Below are 20,181 nucleotides of genomic sequence, written 5' to 3'. Positions count from 1 at the left end.
CTCCTTTGCTTCACCGCTTGAAAGCGTTTTCAAGTTAATATAACAAAAAATATTATCACGTTAAAATAACGTAATACTATTTTTATAGTAACGATGTTCATTGTTAGTGTCAATCCTCTATCAACCAATTTTTCATCGCCAAAAAAAGACGCCGTTTGACAGGCGTCTTCGTTCGATCAGCGAAATAGTGTGGATAATGATTGCCACTGCGTTTTGGCTTCTGTCATCATTTGTTCAAACAGCTCGGCCACCGTTGGCACGCCATCGATGAGGCCAGCGATTTGCCCCGCGTTGATAAATCCTTCATGGAAATCGCCGAGGAGGGCGCCGCGGCGATGACGATCCTCCGATGTATATTCTTGAAACTGCTCGAGCGGCATGCCTTGCTGTTCATACTCCAGCAGCTTCTCGACATACGGCGTGCGCATGACGCGGCGGATGCGCCCGACCGAACGGCCGACAATGACCGTTTCATTTTCTTTCGCCTCGACAAGCCGCTGTTTATACGCGTCATGAAACGGCGCTTCCTTCGTGGCCACAAGCCTGGTGCCGAGCTGCACCCCTTGGGCGCCGAGAGCCAGCGCGGCAAGCAGCCCGCGCCCATCGCCGATGCCGCCCGCGGCGACGACGGGGATGCGGACGGCGCTGACGACTTGCGGAATGAGCGTCATCGTCGTCAGCTCGAGCGGCGAGTTGATTCCCGCCGCCTCATACCCCTCAGCGACGACGACATCCGCCCCGGCCGCCTCCGCTTTTTTCGCTTGGCTGACCGAGGCGACGACGACGATCACCTTGATGCCATGTTCCGCAAAACGTGGAATCCACGGCGCCGGATTGCCAGCTGAAAGCGAAACGACCGGCACTTGATGGCGGATGACAAGTTCGGCGATCTCCGCGGCGTGCGGCGTCACCTGCAGCGGGATGTTCACAGCAAACGGACGGTTGGTGCGCCGCTTCGTTTCAATAATCAGCGCCTCCACCTCATCGGGCGTCATCGTTCCGGCTCCGATCGTTCCAAGCCCCCCCGCTTCCGATACGGCGCTCGCCAGCTCGGCGTTGCTGATGTTGCCCATCCCCCCTTGAATGATCGGATAACGAAGATCAAGCAAACGACAAACATCATTCATTATATTCACACCCCGTGAAAAATACGTTATATATAAACGATACCATATTTTTTAGAAGATGCGAATGGTTGATTTATATAACGAAGAAAAAACGAACACCAATTAAACCGTATGAATTTCCTTTGAAGCCTATTTTCACCAGTGAAGACTGCCGTAAGTCAACACCGCGCCCCACAGCGATGAAAAATCGACAACGATTGGTGGGCGTCCACACCAATGATGATCGTTTGGACGACAACATGCTTCTTCCACGTTGCCGTACCGAACGTTCCATGAACGTCAAACAGGATGCACAGCTGTTGTTGCGCCGTGCATCCCGGTTCATTCCACCGATATCTCTTCCTCTTCTTTTTTGTCAAGCTCTGCCCCTTCTTGAAACACCGCTTCAAAGAAACGGCTGGCCGGTGCCGCGAGTTGTTGATAATAGTCGTTGAACAAGGCGGCCGCATGGCTTCCCATCCACTCATTCGGCAACAGCTCTTCCGGCAAGCCGGGGTCGATGAACAAAAATTTTCGGTATTCATGGACGAGCTTCGTCCGCTCGACAAAACATTCCGCGTCCGACATTTCGCCGCGCTCGATTTTATGTTTGTCAATCACATATTTTTGACTGTAGACCGCAATAAACTGCTCGTATTTTTGGTTGATCTCTTCTAAGTTCCAGCACTTTTCCACAAGCTGCTTATTCGTATGCGGTCCATCGTATTCGGCAAGAAAGAAGTCGACATACGGGCGGATGTCATACTTGTCGATCAAGTCGTACACTTGTTGCTCCAAATTATTCGGTGAAATCCAGCAGCTGTTGGAAATCGTGCCGAAACCGCTCCAAACAAGCTCCTTTCGCAGTTCATCGCGCAAATGCCGCTTATCCTCAGGAATCGTATAGATGAGAATGCGCCATTTCCCGTCCCAATGCTCGGGGCGCGTTTTGTAAATGCGCCGCGCCGCTTCTTCCATCCGCTTGACGCCGCGTTCCGTGAGCGAATAGTAGCTTTTATTGCCGCGTTTTTCCGCGCGAATCCAGCCTTGTTTGCTCATGCGCGACACCGCCGCCCGCACCGCTTGGTCGTTATGGCCGAACTCGCGGAGGAGGCGGATTAGGCTCCCGATCCAAATTTTTTCGGCTACGTTTTCGACTGACGGCNAGTAGCTTTTATTGCCGCGTTTTTCCGCGCGAATCCAGCCTTGTTTGCTCATGCGCGACACCGCCGCCCGCACCGCTTGGTCGTTATGGCCGAACTCGCGGAGGAGGCGGATTAGGCTCCCGATCCAAATTTCACCGCCGTAATGGCGGATGTAGTCGCCGTAAATCGTAAAGATCATTGAGCGTGTGTTCATTGTGAATGGGCTCCCTTTATCTTGTTTTCGAAATATAATCGTAACAAACTTTTATCACGCTGGCAAGACGGACGAAAAAACAAAAGGAATAAAAAAGAGCCGCACCGCTAAAAAAGCAGGCGGCTCTCAACGGCATGCAAACATGCGGCCGCAGCTTCGGCAGCTTCATCAACTTAGGCAGACGTCATTCAACCAGACCGGCTGTATGACGGGCCGTCGTCTGAACATAACCATCCTTTCCGCCGAACGAAGACAAGGCGCTCTCACCGTTCGTCCGCGTTTTTCACAATCGTCGCGATTCCTTGGCCGACGCCGATGCACATCGTTGCCAAGCCATAGGTGACGCCGCGTTTTCGCATTTCGTAAATCAATGTCGTCAAAATGCGGGCGCCGCTCGCGCCAAGCGGATGGCCAAGGGCAATCGCTCCCCCGTTGACGTTCACTTTCGCCCGATCGAGCTCAAGCTGCCGGATGCATTCCAGCGCTTGCGAGGCAAACGTTTTCGGCGTATTTTTGAAGCAAATTCGNCCGGGCAGCCGTAAAATCCAGCCGAAAACGCAACGCTTTGCGTGTCGCAAAAATCGGGCCTATCCCCATCACCGCCGGTTCGACGCCGGCGACAGCCGAAGTGACATAAACCGCCAGCGGCTTGAGGCCGAGTTCCTTCGCCTTCTCTGCGCTCATGACTAGCAGCGCCGCCGCCCCGTCGTTGACGCCGGAAGAGTTGCCGGCCGTCACCGTGCCGTTTTCAAACAATGGGGGCAGCTTCGCCAGTTTCTCAAGCGTCGTATCCGGACGCGGATGCTCGTCTTTATCGACGACAACGCGGTTGCCTTTTCGATCGTGATAAACGACCGGCACGAGTTCATCGGCAAACCGATTCGTTTCGATCGCTTGTTTCGCTTTCATTTGGCTTTCGTAAGCAAACTCATCTTGCGCCTCGCGCGTAATGCCGAATCGCTTCGCCACATTTTCCGCCGTTTGCGGCATGCTGTCGGTGCCATACATTTCGTGCATTTTCGGATTGATAAAGCGCCAACCGATCGTTGTGTCATACATCTCGATGTTGCCGCGCGGAAAATCGCTTGACGGTTTGGCCATGACAAACGGGGCGCGCGTCATGCTTTCCACGCCGCCGGCGATCATGATATCGGCCTCATTGGCCAAAATCGCCCGCGCCGCATAATTGACCGCATCAAGCCCTGAACCGCACAGCCGATTGACCGTCACCCCTGCGACCTCAATCGGCAGCCCGGCCAACAGCGCCGCCATGCGGGCGACGTTTCGGTTGTCCTCGCCGGCTTGGTTGGCGTTTCCAAAGACAACGTCATCAATTTGCTCGACCGGCACATTCGGATTTCGCTCGATGAGCGCTCGAATGACAACAGCCGCCAAATCATCCGGCCTGACTTCTTTTAGCGCGCCCTTGTAGCGGCCAATCGGTGTGCGCACCGCATCCACAATCACGACTTCTCTGCCCATGTTCTCTCCCTTCCTTTTCTAGCGAATCAGCTGTTTTCCCGATTCGTATAGTCATAGACGCCGCGGCCGGTTTTGCGGCCAAGCCGCCCCGCTTTGACGTATTGCTCCAAAAGCGGCGCCGGGCGGTATTTTTCTCCGAGTTTTTCGTGCAAATATTTTAAGTTGTTCAATCTCGTATCAAGCCCAACTAAATCAGCGAGCTCAAACGGCCCCATCGGGAAATTGAGGCCGAGCTTGATCGCCTTGTCGATCTCTTCGGGCGTCCCGACCCCTTCTTGCAGCATGTAAAACGCTTCATTGCCGACAAGGGCGCTGATCCGGCTCGTGACAAACCCAGGAAATTCATTGACAACCACTGTCTCTTTTCCCATTCGCTCGGCCGCTTCTTTGGCCACTTGCGCCGTTTCGTCGCTCGTCTCAAGGCCACGGATGATTTCCACAAGCTTCATTTTATGAACCGGATTGAAAAAATGCATGGCGATCACCCGCTCCGGCCGCTTCGTGAACGAACCGATTTCGGTCGGACTCATGGTGGATGTATTCGTCGCAAAATAGCACGACGCCGGTGCATGGGCGTCAATCGTCTCGAACACTTGCTTTTTCAATTCAAGCTTTTCCGGCACCGCCTCGATCACCAAATCGGCATCGCGCACAGCGGCCGCCAAATCAAGTGAATACGACAGGCGCGCCTCGGCTTCTTGCCGCTCGCTGTCGGTCAATTTCCCTCGAGCGACCCCTTGTTCAAAAATCAAAGCAATCTCCTTCTGGGCGCTCTCCAATTGTTCTTGCTTAATGTCCACTAAAGTCGTCTGGAACCCGCCGACAGCGCCGACATACGCAATGCCTCTCCCCATCACGCCGCTGCCGACGACAACAAGGCGTTCGATCATCGTCTTCCCCCTCTCCTGCTTTCGCATATGACGGCTGATGCATCAAGCCGGCGTGCCTTTCGCCAAGCAGCGGATGCCGTCAAATGAATGGGCACCCCATCACGAGCGACGGGGTGCTCGGCAAACGAGCGGGCGTGTCTCTCCACGCTTGCCCTAACCGGCTCTTGCCTTCAAGGGCGGCAAACTGAACGTTGCTTCCAAGGACGCGACCCGCTCTCGTATAGTAGCAAACGCAAAACGGAGAAAATCTTAGACGCCAAACGGATTAAGCGGACGCGGACCGTAATACGACAGCACGCTTTTCGTTTCTGTGTACAAATCAAGCGCCTCGACAGACAGCTCACGCCCAAATCCGGACTGTTTGTAGCCGCCAAACGGCGTGCCTGGGAAAGCGGAGAATGGGCTGTTGACCATGACAATGCCGGAGCGCAGCTGTTTCGCTACGCGAACGGCGCGGCCATGATCTTTCGTCCAGATCGCGGCGGCCAGTCCATAGTCGCTGTCGTTCGCCAATTCAATGGCTTCGGCTTCATCGCGGAATTTCATCACGACGACAACCGGTCCAAAAATTTCTTCACGAACCGCTTTCATTTGATGGTTCACGTTCGTCAAAATCGTCGGTTCATACCAGTAACCGTTTTCAAACCCAGCGACAACTGCCTCTTTTCCCCCGGCGGCGACCGTCGCTCCGTCGGCGACAGCCGATTGCACGTATTCGTCAATCACTTCCAGCTGCCCGCGGCTGATGATCGCCCCAACATGCGTGCCGGCATCAAACGGGTCGCCGAGTTTCAGCTGCTTCGTTTTGGCCACGAACGCTTCCATAAACGCGTCATAGATGCTTTCATGCACATACAAGCGGGAACGCGCCTCGCACGATTGGCCGCTGTTGTAGAAAATGCCGAACAATGAGCCGGCGACAGCGGCTTCTAAATCAGCGTCCGCAAACACAAGGCTTGGCGATTTGCCCCCCAGCTCGAGCGTCACCCGTTTTAATGTTTTCGACGCCTTCTCCATAATTTCCTTCCCCACCGGCGTCGATCCGGTAAACGCCACTTTGTCGACGAGCGGATGTTCGACCAAATAGTCCCCAACTTCCGCTCCGGCGCCCGTCACCACATTGACGACCCCTTCCGGCACGCCGGCCTCATGGCAAATTTCCGCCAGCACAAGGCAGGTGAGCGGCGTCAGCGACGCCGGTTTAACGACGACCGAGCATCCAGCGGCAATGGCAGGCGCGATTTTCCAAGCCGCCATCATGAGCGGATAGTTCCAAGGAATGATTTGGGCGCACACACCGACAGGCTCTTTTTCTGTATAGTTGTGAAACGCGCCCGGCATCGGGTTGACCGCCCCGCGGTGCCCAATGATCGCCCCGGCGAAAAATTCAAAGTCTTCAATCGCCTGCATCACTTGCCCTTGAGCAGCCGACAACGCTTTGCCGGTATTCAAAATTTCCAATTCCACCAATTCATTAAAACGTTCGCGCATGATGGCCGCAATTTGGTACAAGATGCGCGCCCGTTTTTGCACCGGAAAATGACGCCATTTCCCACGGTCAAACGCTTGCCTTGCCGCCTGCACCGCCCGTTCGGCATCCTCGCGCGTCCCTTTGGCGACGCGGGCGACCGGTTCGCCAGTGGCNTCGCCTGCATCACTTGCCCTTGAGCAGCCGACAACGCTTTGCCGGTATTCAAAATTTCCAATTCCACCAATTCATTAAAACGTTCGCGCATGATGGCCGCAATTTGGTACAAGATGCGCGCCCGTTTTTGCACCGGAAAATGACGCCATTTCCCACGGTCAAACGCTTGCCTTGCCGCCTGCACCGCCCGTTCGGCATCCTCGCGCGTCCCTTTGGCGACGCGGGCGACCGGTTCGCCAGTGGCCGGATTGGTCACCACAAATGTTTCGCCCGAGGCGCTTTCGACCCGCTCCCCGTTCACAATCAAATGATAGAAATCACGTTTGGTCGGCATCGGTTCCATTTTCTTTTGTTTGACAGTCGCCATCGTTTTTTCCCCCTTGCTTAGTTTCCTTGGAATAGTGGTTTTCGTTTTTCAAAGAACGCCTTGACGCCTTCGCGGTGGTCGGATGTCAATCCCGCAATGCGCTGGCATTCCGCTTCCCGTTCGAGGTAGCGGTCAAACGTCGTTTCCTCGCTTTCGCGAAGCAGCCGTTTGATGAGTCCAATCGCCTTCGTTGGCATGGCAGAGAGCCGCTCGGCAAACTGCTTTACTTCCTCCTCCCAATCAGAGAGAGGAATCACCTTTGTCGCCAGTCCGAGCGCAGCTGCTTCCTCGGCGGTCACTTTTTCCCCGAGCACCGCAAGCTCAAGCGCCTTCGCCCTCCCGACAAGACGCGGCAAATAGTAGAGATGGCCCGCGTCCGGCACAAGACCGACGTGAATAAACGCGGGAGCGAAACTCGCCTTTTCCGAGAGAAGCCGGAAATCACACGCCAGCGCCAAGCTCATGCCCGCGCCGGCCGCCGCCCCGTTCACCGCTGCGACAACCGGTTTTTCAAGATGATGAAGCGCTTTCATCATCGGCGCGTATCGGGAGCGCAACACGTCGCCATGGTCCATTTCTTCCGTCACGCCGCTCAAATCTTCCCCCGCACAAAACGCCCGGCCGGCGCCTGTGATCACCACGCAGCGGACGTTTGGATCCGCCCCTGCTTGTTTTAGCGCCTTTGTCACTTCCGCATTCATCTGCTCCGTAAACGCATTGAGCTGATCAGGGCGGTTGAGCGTCAGCCAGGCGACTTGTCCCTTCACTTCATAACGGATCGTTTCGTACATCGAACGCCCCCNGCGTATCGGGAGCGCAACACGTCGCCATGGTCCATTTCTTCCGTCACGCCGCTCAAATCTTCCCCCGCACAAAACGCCCGGCCGGCGCCTGTGATCACCACGCAGCGGACGTTTGGATCCGCCCCTGCTTGTTTTAGCGCCTTTGTCACTTCCGCATTCATCTGCTCCGTAAACGCATTGAGCTGATCAGGGCGGTTGAGCGTCAGCCAGGCGACTTGTCCCTTCACTTCATAACGGATCGTTTCGTACATCGAACGCCCCCCTTATTTTCCTTGGAAGCGCGGTTTTCGTTTTTCGAGGAATGCCGCCATTCCTTCTTTTTGGTCTTCCGAGGCGAACAATAGGTAAAAGTTTTTCCGCTCAAATTGCATGCCTTCATACAGCGGATAGTCGACCGCTTTCTGCACCGCCTCTTTGATCAGCCGGAGAGCCAAAGGCGGCTGTTCAGCGAGACGCCCGGCCAGCCTCATCGTTTCTTCCATTAAAAGCTCCGGGCTGACGACGCGGTTGACAATCCCCAGCTGCTCGGCTTCTTTCGCCGACATACGCGCCCCAGTCCAAAGCCACTCGAGCGCCCGCTTCGGACCGATGAGCTTTGTCAGCCGCTGCGTGCCTCCCGCACCTGGCATGACGCCAAGGTTCACTTCTGGAAAGCCAAATTCGGCCGCCGACGACGCGACAATCAAGTCGCACGAAAGCGCCAGCTCAAAACCTCCCCCTAGCGCCAACCCGTTCACAGCGGCGATCATCGGCGTTTTCACGATGGACAGGCGATCCCAATCGGCAAACTGGTTCAGCCACTCAAGACGAATGGGGTCATCTTTTGCCATCTCTTGAATATCCGCCCCAGCCGCAAACGCCCGTCCACGCCCGGTCAACACAATGACACGCACCTTCTCATTCCGATCAAACGCTTCCACTGCCGCAACGATTTCCGCCACCATTTGACGGCTCAGCGCATTCAATACATCAGGACGGGCGAGCTCGATGATGCCGACCGCTCCCTCTTGACGCGCCGCAATGGAAACAAACTCACTCATGTTCCACTTCCTCACCGACCATAAAGGTGACGAGGTCGCCGGCAAATGACATGACATCTTTTGCCGATGCCTTCGCTTCTTTCGTTTTCATCGCCTCTTGAAACGCCTCTTGACTATCGTAATACATTTCACACAACAAATAATACTCGCTTTCCGTCCCCATCGGCGTCCCCGTAATTTTCGTCACCTTGATTTTTCGGAGGCCAGGAATTTTTTCCGTCAACGGCACATGCGTCCCATAATAATGGGCGTCAAACTGCTCCTTATCTTTCGGCTGTTTGTACAAGGCGATCATTTTAAACATCACGAACGTCCCCTTCCCCTTTTCTTATCCTGAAATTAATACGGGCTTCATCGCCTCAAACGGATTTTTGCATTGTTTGCAGTAGAAAATGCTGCGGCAGGCGGTCGGGCCAAACAAATTTTCCATGACGGTCCGCTCCGCCCCGCAATATGGACACGCCACTTGCCATGCCCCTGACGGCATTTGCCGCGGCGGCGGAGCGATGCCAAACTGCTTCAGCCGCTCCCGTCCGGCTTCGCTGATCCGGTCGGACGTCCACGGCGGATGGCGGAGAAACTCAACCGTCACCGCCGAGGCCCCTGCTTGCTTCACCGCTTCCTCAACCCGAGTGCGGATGATATCAAGCGCCGGACACCCGAGAAACGTCGGCAGCAGACAGACCGAGACCGCTCCATCCCGAACGTCAACCTGTTCCACCATCCCAAGATCGACAATGCTAATCGAATGAATTTCTGGGTCTTTCACCGTTTCTAACGCTTTCCAAACCTCTTCATTTGTCATGGTTCTCCCTCACAGTTTCCAACCCGCTGCCGTTTTTCCCGCTTTGGCTGCCTAGTGCCGCCAATGCTGCGCCGTTTTGCTCCTTCAACAAACACTTCGCCGTCACAAAGAGGCGTCATGCCCAACGCCGCACGTTGGCCAACAGCGGCGCGGACATTACCATATCGCATGCGGGACGGCGCGGTATACTTCTGACAACGTCGCCAGCGCTTCGTCCAAATCCGGCGTATGTTCGCCGTTGCGGCCGTTGCCATGTTTCATGCCAAACGGCATCGGCCAATCAAGCCCCACTTCGGCAAACGCCGGCGCCAGCGCGGCAATCGTGTTTTCCGTCAGCACCTTTTCCTCATCAATCAGCCCCCACCGCACCATTTCCGTTCCTTTCGCCCCGAGCGTCAATACGCCGGCAAAATCAGCGGCCACATCCTGAATGGCTTTGGTCATTCGCGTCCGCGCTTCCAAAGGGGCATTCGTCAGCTGGACAAACCACGTATGCCAATGAAGCAAATGGTAGTGCAGCTCTACTTGAATTTTCGCTGCCACTTCCGCGAGCGGGGCATAGCTGCTTTTGGTCAGCGACTCGAGACGGACGCGCTTCGCCTGCGTATAAAAATATTGGCGAACAACGGTAAACGCCCAATCATAGCGAGGCTCACGCAAATAATGCCCCGGGCCGTTCGCCCGTTCGAGCAAAACCGCATTGCGCCGGGCCGAAGCCGGACGTGCGTGCGCCAGTTCGTCGGCTGATCCACAGCCAAGATCTTCAAGCAGCTGATAATACATGGCCGCATGCCCCATCGTATCTTGGCTGATGGAAGAAAACGCAATATCCTCCTCGATATGCGGCGCCAACCCAAGCCATTCCGAGCCGCGGTAGGCAAGCAAAAAATCATCATCCGCGAGCTGAAACAATAGCTCGACAAGCGCCTCTTGACCGTCTGGATGGAAGTGAATCGGTTTTTCGCTCATCGCCGAATCTCGCCTTTCCATGACAAAATTTCCTTCTCGTCAAGCACGTTTTGCTCATATTTGCGCCATCGTTTCTTTAAATCCCCATATCCTCGCGTCAACCGGTAATCTTTGTTGTCAAGCCGCTTGAGCGCTGCTTTTTCCTCCTCACTCATTCGCCGGATATAGTCCCGCTTCACGACCCAAAGGTCCGCGACCGGCTCGCGGCGCATAAAGTTTTCCTGCGCCATCACGAGCGCGATCTCCTCATTGGGGGCAAGCAGACTGAATTGATGCTGCATCGGCGCATCCGGCGCTTTGCGGCTGAACACTTCAAACACTTGATAAAATCCTTGTTCTTTCCCCGCCATGGCCATCCCTCCTCATCCGGCCGTCCGTACGGCGCTGAGCGCCTCCCGCACCCACGCGTTCTGCTTATACGCCGTCCGCCGAAGCTCAAGCCGCTCCTGCGACTTCGGCCCGTTGTTGCGGATGATTTCTTTAAACCGCTCCCAATCCGGCTGCCGGTAAATCCATTGACCCTTCTCTTTGTCAAAATGCATTGTCTCATCAGGAATCTTCAGTCCGAGCGCCCAAATGCGCGGCACATATTTCGTAAAGAAGTCTTGGCGCAGTTGTTCATTCGTTTTCGTGCGGATGCGGTATTTGATCGTGATGTCTTGCTTCGAAGTTCCCGTCGTATCGGCCGTCGGCGGGCCAAAAAACATGAGCAACGCCTCCCACCAACGGTTGAGCGCCTCTTGCAACATCTCTTTCTGCTCCTTCGTCCCTTCGGCGAGCGCCAAAATGATCGACTCGCCATGCTGGGCGTGAAACACTTCCTCGGCGCAAATGCGCTTCAGCGCCCGCGCGTACGGTCCGTATGAGGCATCCAGCATGTTCGTCTGCGTCATAATCGCCGCTCCGTCGACGAGCCAGCCGATCAACCCGGCGTCCGCCCATGTCGGCGCTGGCATATGAAACACGTTATGAAACTTCAACCGTTCGTTCAATAAATCTTCGATAATATCTTCCCGTGTTTTGCCGAGCGGGGCCATCAAATCTTCCGCCACCCGAAGCAGCAGCTGGCCGTGCCCCATCTCATCCTGCACTTTCGCCATGATGCCAAGCTTGCGGCGCAGCGACGGCGCTTTCGGCACCCATTCTTTTTCCGGAAGCGCTCCCATAATTTCACTCACCGCATGCATCGCAATGAGCTTGATCAGCGTCACCCGATACTCATCCGGCATCCAGTCATCGGCTTCGATTTTTTCCCCCGCCTCGATGCGCTGCATAAACCGTTCGTATTTCTCCTCATCTGANAAGGGGGTGAAAAAAAGGATGCCGAAAATCCCATAATTTCACTCACCGCATGCATCGCAATGAGCTTGATCAGCGTCACCCGATACTCATCCGGCATCCAGTCATCGGCTTCGATTTTTTCCCCCGCCTCGATGCGCTGCATAAACCGTTCGTATTTCTCCTCATCTGACAGGCGGGTGAACGTCATCATAGCCGCCATCCCCCATCCACCTCTCGTTTAAAATATATAACGTTTGTTTAACGTTATTATATTTTAATGTCATATATTTTGCAATCGTTTTTTTTCTCTATCAGATGGATTGCGGCGCTTCAAGATGGCGGCGGTCAACGATGCGAACCGCTTTCCCTTCCGAGCGCGGGAGCGTTTTCGGCGAATGGAGACGGACGTCAATCGAAATGAGACAGTGCGTTTTCAACAATGACTGAATGCGCCGGGCAAGCAGAGCGGCCTGCTCGCTTTGCAAATCTCCGCCGACCTCGCTGTAAAAACGATCGGTCACTTCCGCATGCAGCTCGAGCGCTTCCAAATGGCCGTGACGGAGACGATGCAGCTGATAGTGCGGAGCCAGTTCCGAGACGCGAAGCAGATGGTGCTCAATTTCCGACGGGAACACATTGACGCCGCGGATGATGATCATATCATCAACCCGCCCCTTGACCCGCGACATGCGCGCCGTCGTCCGCCCGCAAGCACAACGCTCTCTCGTCACGGAAGCGATATCGCCTGTCCGGTAGCGGATGACCGGGAACGCCTCTTTCGTCAAGCTCGTAAAAACAAGCTCTCCTTCTTCCCCTTCCGCCACCGGCTCGAGCGTTTTCGGGTCGATCACTTCGACAAGGAAATGGTCCTCGGCGATATGGAGGCCGTTTTGCGCTTCATGGCACTCCATCGCCACCCCCGGGCCGATCACTTCACTCAGTCCGTAAATATCACATGCCTTCATATCAAACGTCTCTTCAAGCGTGCGCCGCATTTCCTCAGACCACGGTTCCGCACCGAAGATGCCGTATTTCAGCGATGTTTGCCGCGGATCTTTGCCCAGTTCTTTCATCCGCTCGGCAATGTTCAATACATAGGACGGCGTGGCGCAAATGACGGTCGGCTGAAAGTCTTCAATGATCATCACTTGCCGGTCGGTGTTGCCTCCGGATACCGGCACCGTCACCGCCCCAAGCCGCTCGCTGCCATAATGCAGCCCGAGCCCGCCGGTAAACAGCCCGTATCCATAAGCGTTGTGAATCACATCTCCCGGTTTCCCGCCGGCGATGACAATCGCCCGCGCCACAATGTCGGCCCAGCGCTCAATGTCCTGCTTCGTGTAAGCGACCACCGTCGGTTTGCCGCTTGTGCCGCTTGAAGCGTGCACACGGACGCATTGGGAAAGATCGACCGCGAGCAAACCAAACGGATAATGGTCCCGCAAATCCCGCTTTGTCGTAAACGGGAGTTTGCGCACATCCTCAAGCGTGCGAATATCCTCCGGCTTCACTCCGCATTCATCAAACCGTTGCCGGTAAAACGGCACCCGCTCATACACACGCTCCGCCGTCGCCCGCAGCCTCACAAGCTGGATCGCCTCCAGTTCGCTGCGTGCGGCCGTCTCAATGTCATGCAAAATCATCGTTTCCGCCCCCTCTTTTAAAGCGCTTTCATAAAAATGGAAAATACAAAACTATATAACGTTATACAAACGTTATATAGTTTTATCATGATATCTAATTTTAAAATAGGCTAAATATTTGAAAATGTCAACATATTTTCAGACCGACAAAGCTGTAAAAAAAGGAGGCGATGGACGCTCCTTTCCAAAATAAATGAAAGAGGCGGAAAAACCGCCTCTTTTGATCCTGATCGTCTAATGGCGTCCCTCGCGCGCTTGGAAGGGGACAACGCTCTTACAGAAATCCGCTAAATCTTCATAATCCCCCCCGTGCTCGCCGATGTGACGTGTTTCGAGTAGCGGGCGAGATACCCGGTTTTCACTTTTGGTTCAAAGCCTTTCCAGTTCGCTTTCCGGCGTTCGAGCTCTTCATCGGACAGCTTGACGTTGATCGTTCGTTTCACCGTATCGATCTCGATGATATCGCCGTCTTGGATGAAAGCGATCGGTCCGCCTTCCGCCGCTTCCGGTGAAACGTGGCCGACGGACAAGCCGCGCGAGGCGCCGGAGAAGCGGCCGTCGGTGACAAGCGCTACCTTCGTACCGAGCCCCATGCCGACGATTTGCGACGTTGGCGCAAGCATTTCCGGCATCCCTGGGCCGCCTTTTGGTCCTTCGTAGCGGATGACGACGACATGACCCGGCTTGATTTTGCCGCTGGCGATGCCTTCAAGCGCCTCTTCCTGCGAATCAAACACGATCGCCGGACCTTCATGGCGCGTGATGCCGCCTTGGACCGCGCCGGTTTTGATGACGGCGCCGTCCGGCGCTAAGTTGCCGAACAAAATGGCGAGCCCGCCCGTTTCCGAATACGGGTTGTCAATCGGGCGGATGACATCGTAGTTTTTCACTTGGCAGCCGGCGATGTTTTCACCGAGTGTTTTGCCGGTGACAGTCAGCGTATCTAAATGAAGCGTGCCTTCTTTTTTCGCCAGCTCGTTCAACACCGCCGAGACGCCGCCGGCTTCGTGCAAGTCTTCAATGTAATGCACATCCGACGCCGGCGCGAGTTTGGCCAAATGCGGCACCCGCGCCGCGATTTCGTTGATGCGCTCAAGCGAGTAGTCGATGCCGGCTTCGTTGGCGATCGCAAGCGTATGCAGCACCGTATTCGTCGAGCCGCCGAGCGCCATATCGAGCGCGAACGCGTTGTCGATCGCTTTTTCCGTTACGATGTCGCGCGGTTTGATGTCATGTTCGATCAAATACATCAGCTGCTTTGCCGATTGGCGGACAAGCTCTTTGCGCGCTGGGTCAACCGCCAAAATGGTGCCGTTGCCCGGCAAAGCGAGCCCGAGCGCTTCAGCGAGACAGTTCATGGAGTTGGCCGTAAACATGCCCGAACACGATCCGCACGTCGGACAGCCGTAGCGTTCGAGTTCTTCGAGCCCTTTCTCATCGAGCGTTCCGCCTAAATACGCCCCGACCCCTTCAAACACGGACGAGAGCGAAATTTTCCGCCCGTCTTTCGTCACACCAGCTTTCATCGGCCCGCCGCTGACAAAAATCGTCGGGATGTTGAGCCGCATCGCCGCCATCATCATCCCTGGCGTAATTTTGTCGCAGTTCGGAATGCATACCATGCCGTCAAACCAATGCGCCGAGATGACCGTTTCGATCGAATCAGCGATGATTTCCCGGCTCGGAAGCGAATAGCGCATCCCGATATGCCCCATGGCGATGCCGTCATCAACGCCGATCGTGTTCATTTCAAACGGCACGCCGCCTGCTTCGCGAATCGCTTCTTTCACGATTCTCCCAAACTCTTGCAAGTGAACGTGCCCCGGAATAATGTCGATGTACGAATTGACAACCGCGATGAACGGTTTGTCAAAATCCTCATCTTTCACCCCGGCCGCCCGCAGCAAACTCCGGTGCGGGGCGCGGTCAAATCCTTTTTTGATCATGTCGCTGCGCCGCTTTTTCATATTCTGGTCCCTCCATCGTGCAGATTGCTAGGTTGCTAGTATTGTACCACTTTTTCTAATAAAAAGACAATTATCTTTATTCTGAATGCGTTTTCATGATCTACTCTGCGAAAATGAGTCAGAAAAATCAGCCGCTCCTCTTGACAACCGGAGCATTTGGCGTCATAATTTCTTACAAATTATAAATCGCAAGTCTATCCTTGACAATGAAACAACGAGAACGGCACGGGATTAGTAAACCGAGGGAACGCGCCAGAGAGTGGAACCCACAGGCTGGAAGGTTCCTCGCGGGAAGCCGGTTGAACCTGCCCTAGACGGCCGCTTATGCAAACATAAGCCGCACGCCTGCGTTACAGGCCAGAGGTGGGCGCTTTGTGCGCCAAAAAAGGTGGTACCGCGGAACGCTTTTCCGTCCTTTTGCAAAAAAGGAGGAAAAGCGTTTTTTATTGGCCGGCCGCTTCGCAGAGCGGCTAGGCGATCCAACTCATGCCATTCAACACGCAAAGGAGGGAGGAACGCGATGAAACGGCAGCGCGTGGTGGTCAAAATCGGCAGCAGCTCGCTCACCGATCCGAAAGGCGGCCTTTGCCATGACAAACTGTTCGATCACGTTGAGGCGATCGCTTATCTCAAACAGCTCGGCCATGACGTCATTCTCATCACGTCCGGCGCTGTCGCCGCTGGTTTCGGACCTTTAGGCTACCCGGCGCGCCCGACGACAATCGCTGGGAAACAGGCAGCCGCAGCCGTCGGGCAAAGTTTGCTCATGCAGGCGTACAGCTCGGCGTTCGCCCAATTCGGCTTTACGGCCGCTCAGCTGTTGTTGACGCGCAGCGACTTTTACAGCCGCGAGCGGTTCCGCAACTTGTTTGCCACAATCACCACACTGCTTGAGAACGGCGCCGTGCCGATCATTAATGAAAACGACTCCGTTTCCATCGAAGAATTGACATTTGGCGACAATGACATGCTTTCGGCGCTTGTCGCCGGCTTTTTGCACGCTGATGCGCTCATTTTGCTTACGGACATTAACGGGTTGTATGACGCCAATCCGAAAACGAATCCGCAGGCGAAAAAATACGCCTTTTTGCCGGAAATCACCGATGAGATGATCGAAGCCGCCGGCGGCATCGGTTCAGCCGTCGGCACCGGCGGGATGCGCTCGAAGCTTCTCGCGGCTCGAAAAGCACTTTCGTTTGGCGTCAGCGTGTTCATCGGCACGGGAAGCGGCCGAGAAAAACTGGCTGATATTTTAGCTGGAAAAGGAGACGGCACGTACATCGGCGTTCCGTTTCCGAAACAAATGCAAATGCGCAAACAATGGATTGCCTATCATGCTCCTGTCGCCGGCATGATCACGGTCGACAGCGGGGCTGAAGAAGCGTTGCTTATGCGTGGGAAAAGTTTGCTCCCTGCTGGCGTAACAGCGGTTTCCGGCGACTTCCATGCGATGGATGTCGTGGATGTCGTCAATGAAAAAGGGATCACGATCGGACGCGGCCAAGTGTATTACGCCGCCGCCGATTTGAAAAAAGTGAAAGGGCGGCCGAGCGAAGAGGCCCGGCAATACTCTTACCTTCACCGCCCGGAAGTCATCCACCGCGACAATTGGGTCACGTTGCGAAAGGAGAGTGTATCGAAATGAGCGAACTGCTCGAAAAAGCCGAACGGTTGAAAACCGCCTCACAAACGCTCGCCATGCTGTCAGCGGAGGAAAAAAATGAGGCGTTGGAACAGATCGCCCAAACCCTTGACCGCGAACGCGCCTTCATTTTGCAAGAAAACGAGAAAGATATGGCCCAAGGCCGCGAACAAGGGCTGTCGCCGGCTTTGCTTGACCGGCTCCAACTCACCAATGAACGCCTGGACCAAATCATCGACGGCGTCCGCCAAGTCGCCTCGCTGCCTGACCCGGTCGGAGAAATCATCGCAGAGTGGACGCGGCCGAACGGGCTCCGCATCCAAACGGTGCGCGTGCCGCTTGGGGTCATTGGCATGGTGTACGAAGCGCGCCCGAACGTGACGGTCGATGCGGCGAGCCTTTGCTTGAAAACGGGCAACGCAGTTTTGCTTCGCGGCAGCACATCAGCGCTTCATTCGAACAAAGCGCTTGTTGCCGTTATGAAAGAGGCGCTTCGCACAACGGCCATCCCGGAAACAGCCATTGAGCTGCTCGAAGACACGAGCCGGGAAACGGCGCAGCGTATGTTCCGTCTCAACAACTACTTGGATGTGCTCATCCCGCGCGGCGGAGCCGGGCTCATCCGCTCGGTCGTCGAAAACGCCACCGTGCCGGTGCTTGAGACCGGCGTCGGCAACTGTCATATTTTCGTCGATGAATCAGCCGAGCGGCAAATGGCCATCGAGATCGTCCTAAACGCCAAACTGCAGCGCCCATCGGTCTGCAATGCCGTCGAAACGGTGCTCATCCATGAGCGTTGGCCATATGCCGCCGACTTGCTTGAGACGCTTCACGCCCGCGGCGTCGAATTGCGCGGCGACCAACGTCTTGCCTCCGCCTATCCGTTTATCAGCGAGGCAACAGAAGATGACTGGTATACGGAATATTTGGCGCCGATTTTAGCGGTCAAACTGGTCGCCGATGTCGACGAGGCGATTGGCCACATCCGCCGCTACGGGACGAAGCACTCGGAAGCGATCATCACGGAAAACGAGGTGAACGTCCGCCGCTTTTTCCAGGCGGTCGACGCGGCGGTCTTGTACCATAACGCCTCAACCCGCTTCACGGACGGCGAACAGTTCGGCTACGGGGCGGAAATCGGCATCAGCACGCAAAAGCTGCACGCCCGCGGGCCGATGGGGCTTGTCGCCATCACGACGACAAAATCGCTCGTGTACGGGACGGGGCAAATTCGAACCGTGTAACCAAGGGCGGGAAGCGGGACCCCGCCCCTGCGCTCCCGTCCTTTTGACGCATACAACGATTAGGAAAGAAGGGGGGCCACGATGCCGTTCATTGATTTTCGCAGCGATACCGTGACCAAACTGACGCCAGAGATGCGCCGGGCGATGTCGGAAGCCGAAGTCGGCGACGACGTATACGGCGAAGATCCGACCCTCAATCGTTTAGAAGCGTTGGCGGCCAAAATGCTTGGAAAAGAAGACGCCTTGTTCGTCACGAGCGGCACGCAAGGAAATCAAGTCGCCATCTTGACGCATTGCCGCCCGGGGTTTCTGTGAAAATGTCGCACCGACGAGCCATGATTTTCACCCTGAGTGGAGAGCGGACCGCGGCTCATGGACCTTTCCGTGAAAATCCCATGCGGGAAGCGATGATGTTCGTCTCCGGGTGGAGGGCAAACCGTTGCTCGTGAGCCCTTTCTGTGAAAATCCCTGGCCGGCAATCCATGGTTTTCATCCCCAGGTAGAGGGCAAGACGTCGCCTATAGATTTGTTTCTGTCAACGTTCGCTTCGCGGTGCCGCAAACACCCAACAGCGGCTGCCGATGAAATTCACCGCCATGCCCATGATCGTGGCCGCACCTTTCGCGAGCCAAAGCGGTCCAAGCCGTTCGGCCGCCAACAAGACAACAAGCGACACCCCAAGCGACAGCCCGTTGACCGCAAGAAACCGAAGCAATTCCCCAATATTCGCCCTTTGCTTCATTTGAAACGTCCAGCGCCGATTCCAAACGTAGCTGTTCGCCACCCCGGCGCCATAAGACACGACCTGAGCGATGGCCGTGGGAACGCCCGCGGCGGTGAGCAGAAAAAAGACAGCGAAGTCGACCATCGTATTGCCCACCCCGACGACGGCAAACCGCCATATGGCTTGTTTTTCTTTACGGAAGGTAGGAAGGCTTTCGTTCATGTCTCATTCCGACTCCCCATGTTTCATTGATAATATATAGAGGCCGCTCTTTCACTTCATCGTAAATGCGGCCGATGTATTCACCGGTAATTCCAAGCATCGTCATCGTCGCTCCGTTGCAAAACAGCATGACTATCAAAAGCGATGCCCATCCGGCCACGGTCGAATGGGTGAACCATTTCAAGTACAATACCGCCATCATGCCGACCACACTTGCCGCCGACAAAGCAAACCCAAGCCAGCTCGCCAATTTGAGCGGCTTATGCGAAAAAGACGTAATGCCGTCTACCGAAAAACGAATCATCTTCTTAAGTGGATACTTTGTCTCCCCAGCCAGCCGCGGCTCTCGCTCGTATTCCACCGCTATGTGCCGAAAACCGACCCAGCTGACAAGCCCCCGGACAAAACGATTTCGCTCTCGCATATAGCGTAACTGATTACACACTTTACGGTCAATGAGACGAAAATCGCCGGCATCAGCGGGAATGTCGATCTCGGTCGCCGCCCGCAGCAAGCGATAGAACACATACGCTGTCCATCGCTTGAACAACGTCTCCCCCTTCCGCTTGACGCGCCGAGCATAGACAACATCATACCCTTCTTTCCAACGCGCAATCATGTCCAAAATCAGTTCAGGAGGATCTTGCAAGTCGGCGTCAATGATGATGACAGCCTGGCCAGAGGCGTAATCCATTCCTGCTGTAATCGCGATTTGATGGCCGAAATTGCGGGAGAAGTCAATGTACTTCACCGTTTCATCTTTCACGGCCAGTTCCCTCAAGATATCGAGCGTCCTATCGGTGCTGCCGTCATTAACAAACAACAATTCATACGGCTCACCCGTTTGCTCCAGCACCGTTTTCAGCCGTCGGTACGTCTCACGGATCACGAGCGCTTCATTATAGACAGGAATAATGACAGAATAGGTCGCCATCGATTTCCCTCCTTGCTTCTATGGATTTCTTCGGCTACGAAGCTGATCAACCGCCAAT

At 55.3% G+C, this 20,181-nt stretch carries 16 protein-coding genes and 5 pseudogenes; 3 read left to right on the top strand and 18 right to left on the bottom strand.

What is annotated here, in order from left to right; all coding sequences use genetic code 11:
* Positions 1-176 precede the first annotated feature (176 nt).
* The 16 genes and pseudogenes from T260_RS133980 to ilvD all read right to left on the bottom strand — a co-directional run bounded on the left by T260_RS133980 (position 177) and on the right by ilvD (position 15,357).
* Positions 177-1,127: an NAD(P)H-dependent flavin oxidoreductase gene (locus T260_RS133980; protein ID WP_023633545.1), complete on the bottom strand. Its 951-nt coding sequence runs from the start codon at positions 1,125-1,127 to the stop codon at positions 177-179.
* A gap of 321 nt (positions 1,128-1,448) precedes the next feature.
* Entirely contained in the window at positions 1,449-2,465 is a 1,017-nt protein-coding gene (paaX, locus tag T260_RS12755) for a phenylacetic acid degradation operon negative regulatory protein PaaX (RefSeq protein WP_023633544.1), read from the bottom strand.
* Between the two features lie 263 nt (positions 2,466-2,728).
* Positions 2,729-3,947 (bottom strand): annotated as a pseudogene (locus T260_RS01000000137855) (acetyl-CoA C-acyltransferase).
* Between the two features lie 26 nt (positions 3,948-3,973).
* A complete protein-coding gene (locus tag T260_RS133985; RefSeq protein WP_023633543.1) occupies positions 3,974-4,837 on the bottom strand; it encodes a 3-hydroxyacyl-CoA dehydrogenase in 864 nt (287 codons plus the stop codon).
* Between the two features lie 249 nt (positions 4,838-5,086).
* Positions 5,087-6,481: pseudogene (locus tag T260_RS133990) on the bottom strand (aldehyde dehydrogenase family protein); the annotation flags it as partial.
* 59 nt (positions 6,482-6,540) lie between these two features.
* Positions 6,541-6,738, bottom strand: a pseudogene (locus T260_RS1000000140730) (aldehyde dehydrogenase family protein); the annotation flags it as partial.
* A gap of 128 nt (positions 6,739-6,866) precedes the next feature.
* Positions 6,867-7,640: an enoyl-CoA hydratase-related protein gene (locus T260_RS133995; protein ID WP_011231524.1), complete on the bottom strand. Its 774-nt coding sequence runs from the start codon at positions 7,638-7,640 to the stop codon at positions 6,867-6,869.
* A gap of 14 nt (positions 7,641-7,654) precedes the next feature.
* Positions 7,655-7,903: pseudogene (locus T260_RS134000) on the bottom strand (enoyl-CoA hydratase-related protein); the annotation flags it as partial.
* Between the two features lie 12 nt (positions 7,904-7,915).
* Positions 7,916-8,692 carry an enoyl-CoA hydratase/isomerase family protein gene (locus tag T260_RS134005; RefSeq protein ID WP_011231525.1) on the bottom strand — a complete coding sequence of 259 codons (777 nt, stop codon included), beginning with the start codon at positions 8,690-8,692 and terminating at the stop codon, positions 7,916-7,918.
* A complete protein-coding gene (locus T260_RS134010) occupies positions 8,685-8,996 on the bottom strand; it encodes an EthD family reductase (RefSeq protein WP_011231526.1) in 312 nt (103 codons plus the stop codon). Before T260_RS134010 ends, T260_RS134005 begins: the two co-directional genes overlap by 8 nt.
* Before the next feature lie 24 nt (positions 8,997-9,020).
* A complete protein-coding gene (gene paaD / locus T260_RS134015; RefSeq protein WP_011231527.1) occupies positions 9,021-9,497 on the bottom strand; it encodes a 1,2-phenylacetyl-CoA epoxidase subunit PaaD in 477 nt (158 codons plus the stop codon).
* 156 nt (positions 9,498-9,653) lie between these two features.
* Positions 9,654-10,487 (bottom strand): 1,2-phenylacetyl-CoA epoxidase subunit PaaC, encoded by an 834-nt coding sequence (gene paaC / locus T260_RS134020; protein WP_011231528.1) that lies wholly within the window; start codon positions 10,485-10,487, stop codon positions 9,654-9,656.
* Complete coding sequence (gene paaB / locus T260_RS134025; RefSeq protein WP_011231529.1) at positions 10,463-10,816, bottom strand: 1,2-phenylacetyl-CoA epoxidase subunit PaaB; 354 nt, start codon at positions 10,814-10,816, stop codon at positions 10,463-10,465. Before paaB ends, paaC begins: the two co-directional genes overlap by 25 nt.
* A gap of 12 nt (positions 10,817-10,828) precedes the next feature.
* Entirely contained in the window at positions 10,829-11,740 is a 912-nt protein-coding gene (paaA, locus tag T260_RS134030) for a 1,2-phenylacetyl-CoA epoxidase subunit PaaA (protein ID WP_023633539.1), read from the bottom strand.
* A 318-nt stretch (positions 11,741-12,058) separates the two neighbouring features.
* Entirely contained in the window at positions 12,059-13,390 is a 1,332-nt protein-coding gene (paaK, locus tag T260_RS134035; RefSeq protein WP_023633538.1) for a phenylacetate--CoA ligase PaaK, read from the bottom strand.
* Positions 13,391-13,677: 287 nt separating this feature from the next.
* Entirely contained in the window at positions 13,678-15,357 is a 1,680-nt protein-coding gene (gene ilvD / locus T260_RS134040; protein ID WP_023633537.1) for a dihydroxy-acid dehydratase, read from the bottom strand.
* A gap of 520 nt (positions 15,358-15,877) precedes the next feature.
* Here ilvD and proB point away from each other — a divergent pair.
* The 3 genes and pseudogenes from proB to T260_RS134055 all read left to right on the top strand — a co-directional run.
* Entirely contained in the window at positions 15,878-17,002 is a 1,125-nt protein-coding gene (gene proB, locus T260_RS134045; protein ID WP_011231534.1) for a glutamate 5-kinase, read from the top strand.
* Complete coding sequence (locus T260_RS134050; RefSeq protein ID WP_011231535.1) at positions 16,999-18,243, top strand: glutamate-5-semialdehyde dehydrogenase; 1,245 nt, start codon at positions 16,999-17,001, stop codon at positions 18,241-18,243. Before proB ends, T260_RS134050 begins: the two co-directional genes overlap by 4 nt.
* Positions 18,244-18,324: 81 nt before the next feature.
* A pseudogene (locus tag T260_RS134055) lies at positions 18,325-18,549 on the top strand (beta-eliminating lyase-related protein); the annotation flags it as partial.
* Positions 18,550-18,778: 229 nt separating this feature from the next.
* Here the strand turns inward: T260_RS134055 and T260_RS134060 are convergent.
* Positions 18,779-19,189 (bottom strand): GtrA family protein, encoded by a 411-nt coding sequence (locus T260_RS134060; protein WP_011231537.1) that lies wholly within the window; start codon positions 19,187-19,189, stop codon positions 18,779-18,781.
* Positions 19,161-20,123, bottom strand: coding sequence for a glycosyltransferase family 2 protein (locus T260_RS134065; RefSeq protein ID WP_023633536.1), 963 nt, complete (start codon positions 20,121-20,123; stop codon positions 19,161-19,163). The genes T260_RS134060 and T260_RS134065 overlap by 29 nt, the downstream gene beginning before the upstream one ends.
* Positions 20,124-20,181 lie beyond the last annotated feature (58 nt).

The organism is Geobacillus thermopakistaniensis (assembly GCF_000498995.1).
Lineage (GTDB): Bacteria > Bacillota > Bacilli > Bacillales > Anoxybacillaceae > Geobacillus > Geobacillus thermoleovorans.
Note: the sequence above shows the minus strand (reverse complement) of the source record. Positions and strands in the feature narration are given on the sequence as shown.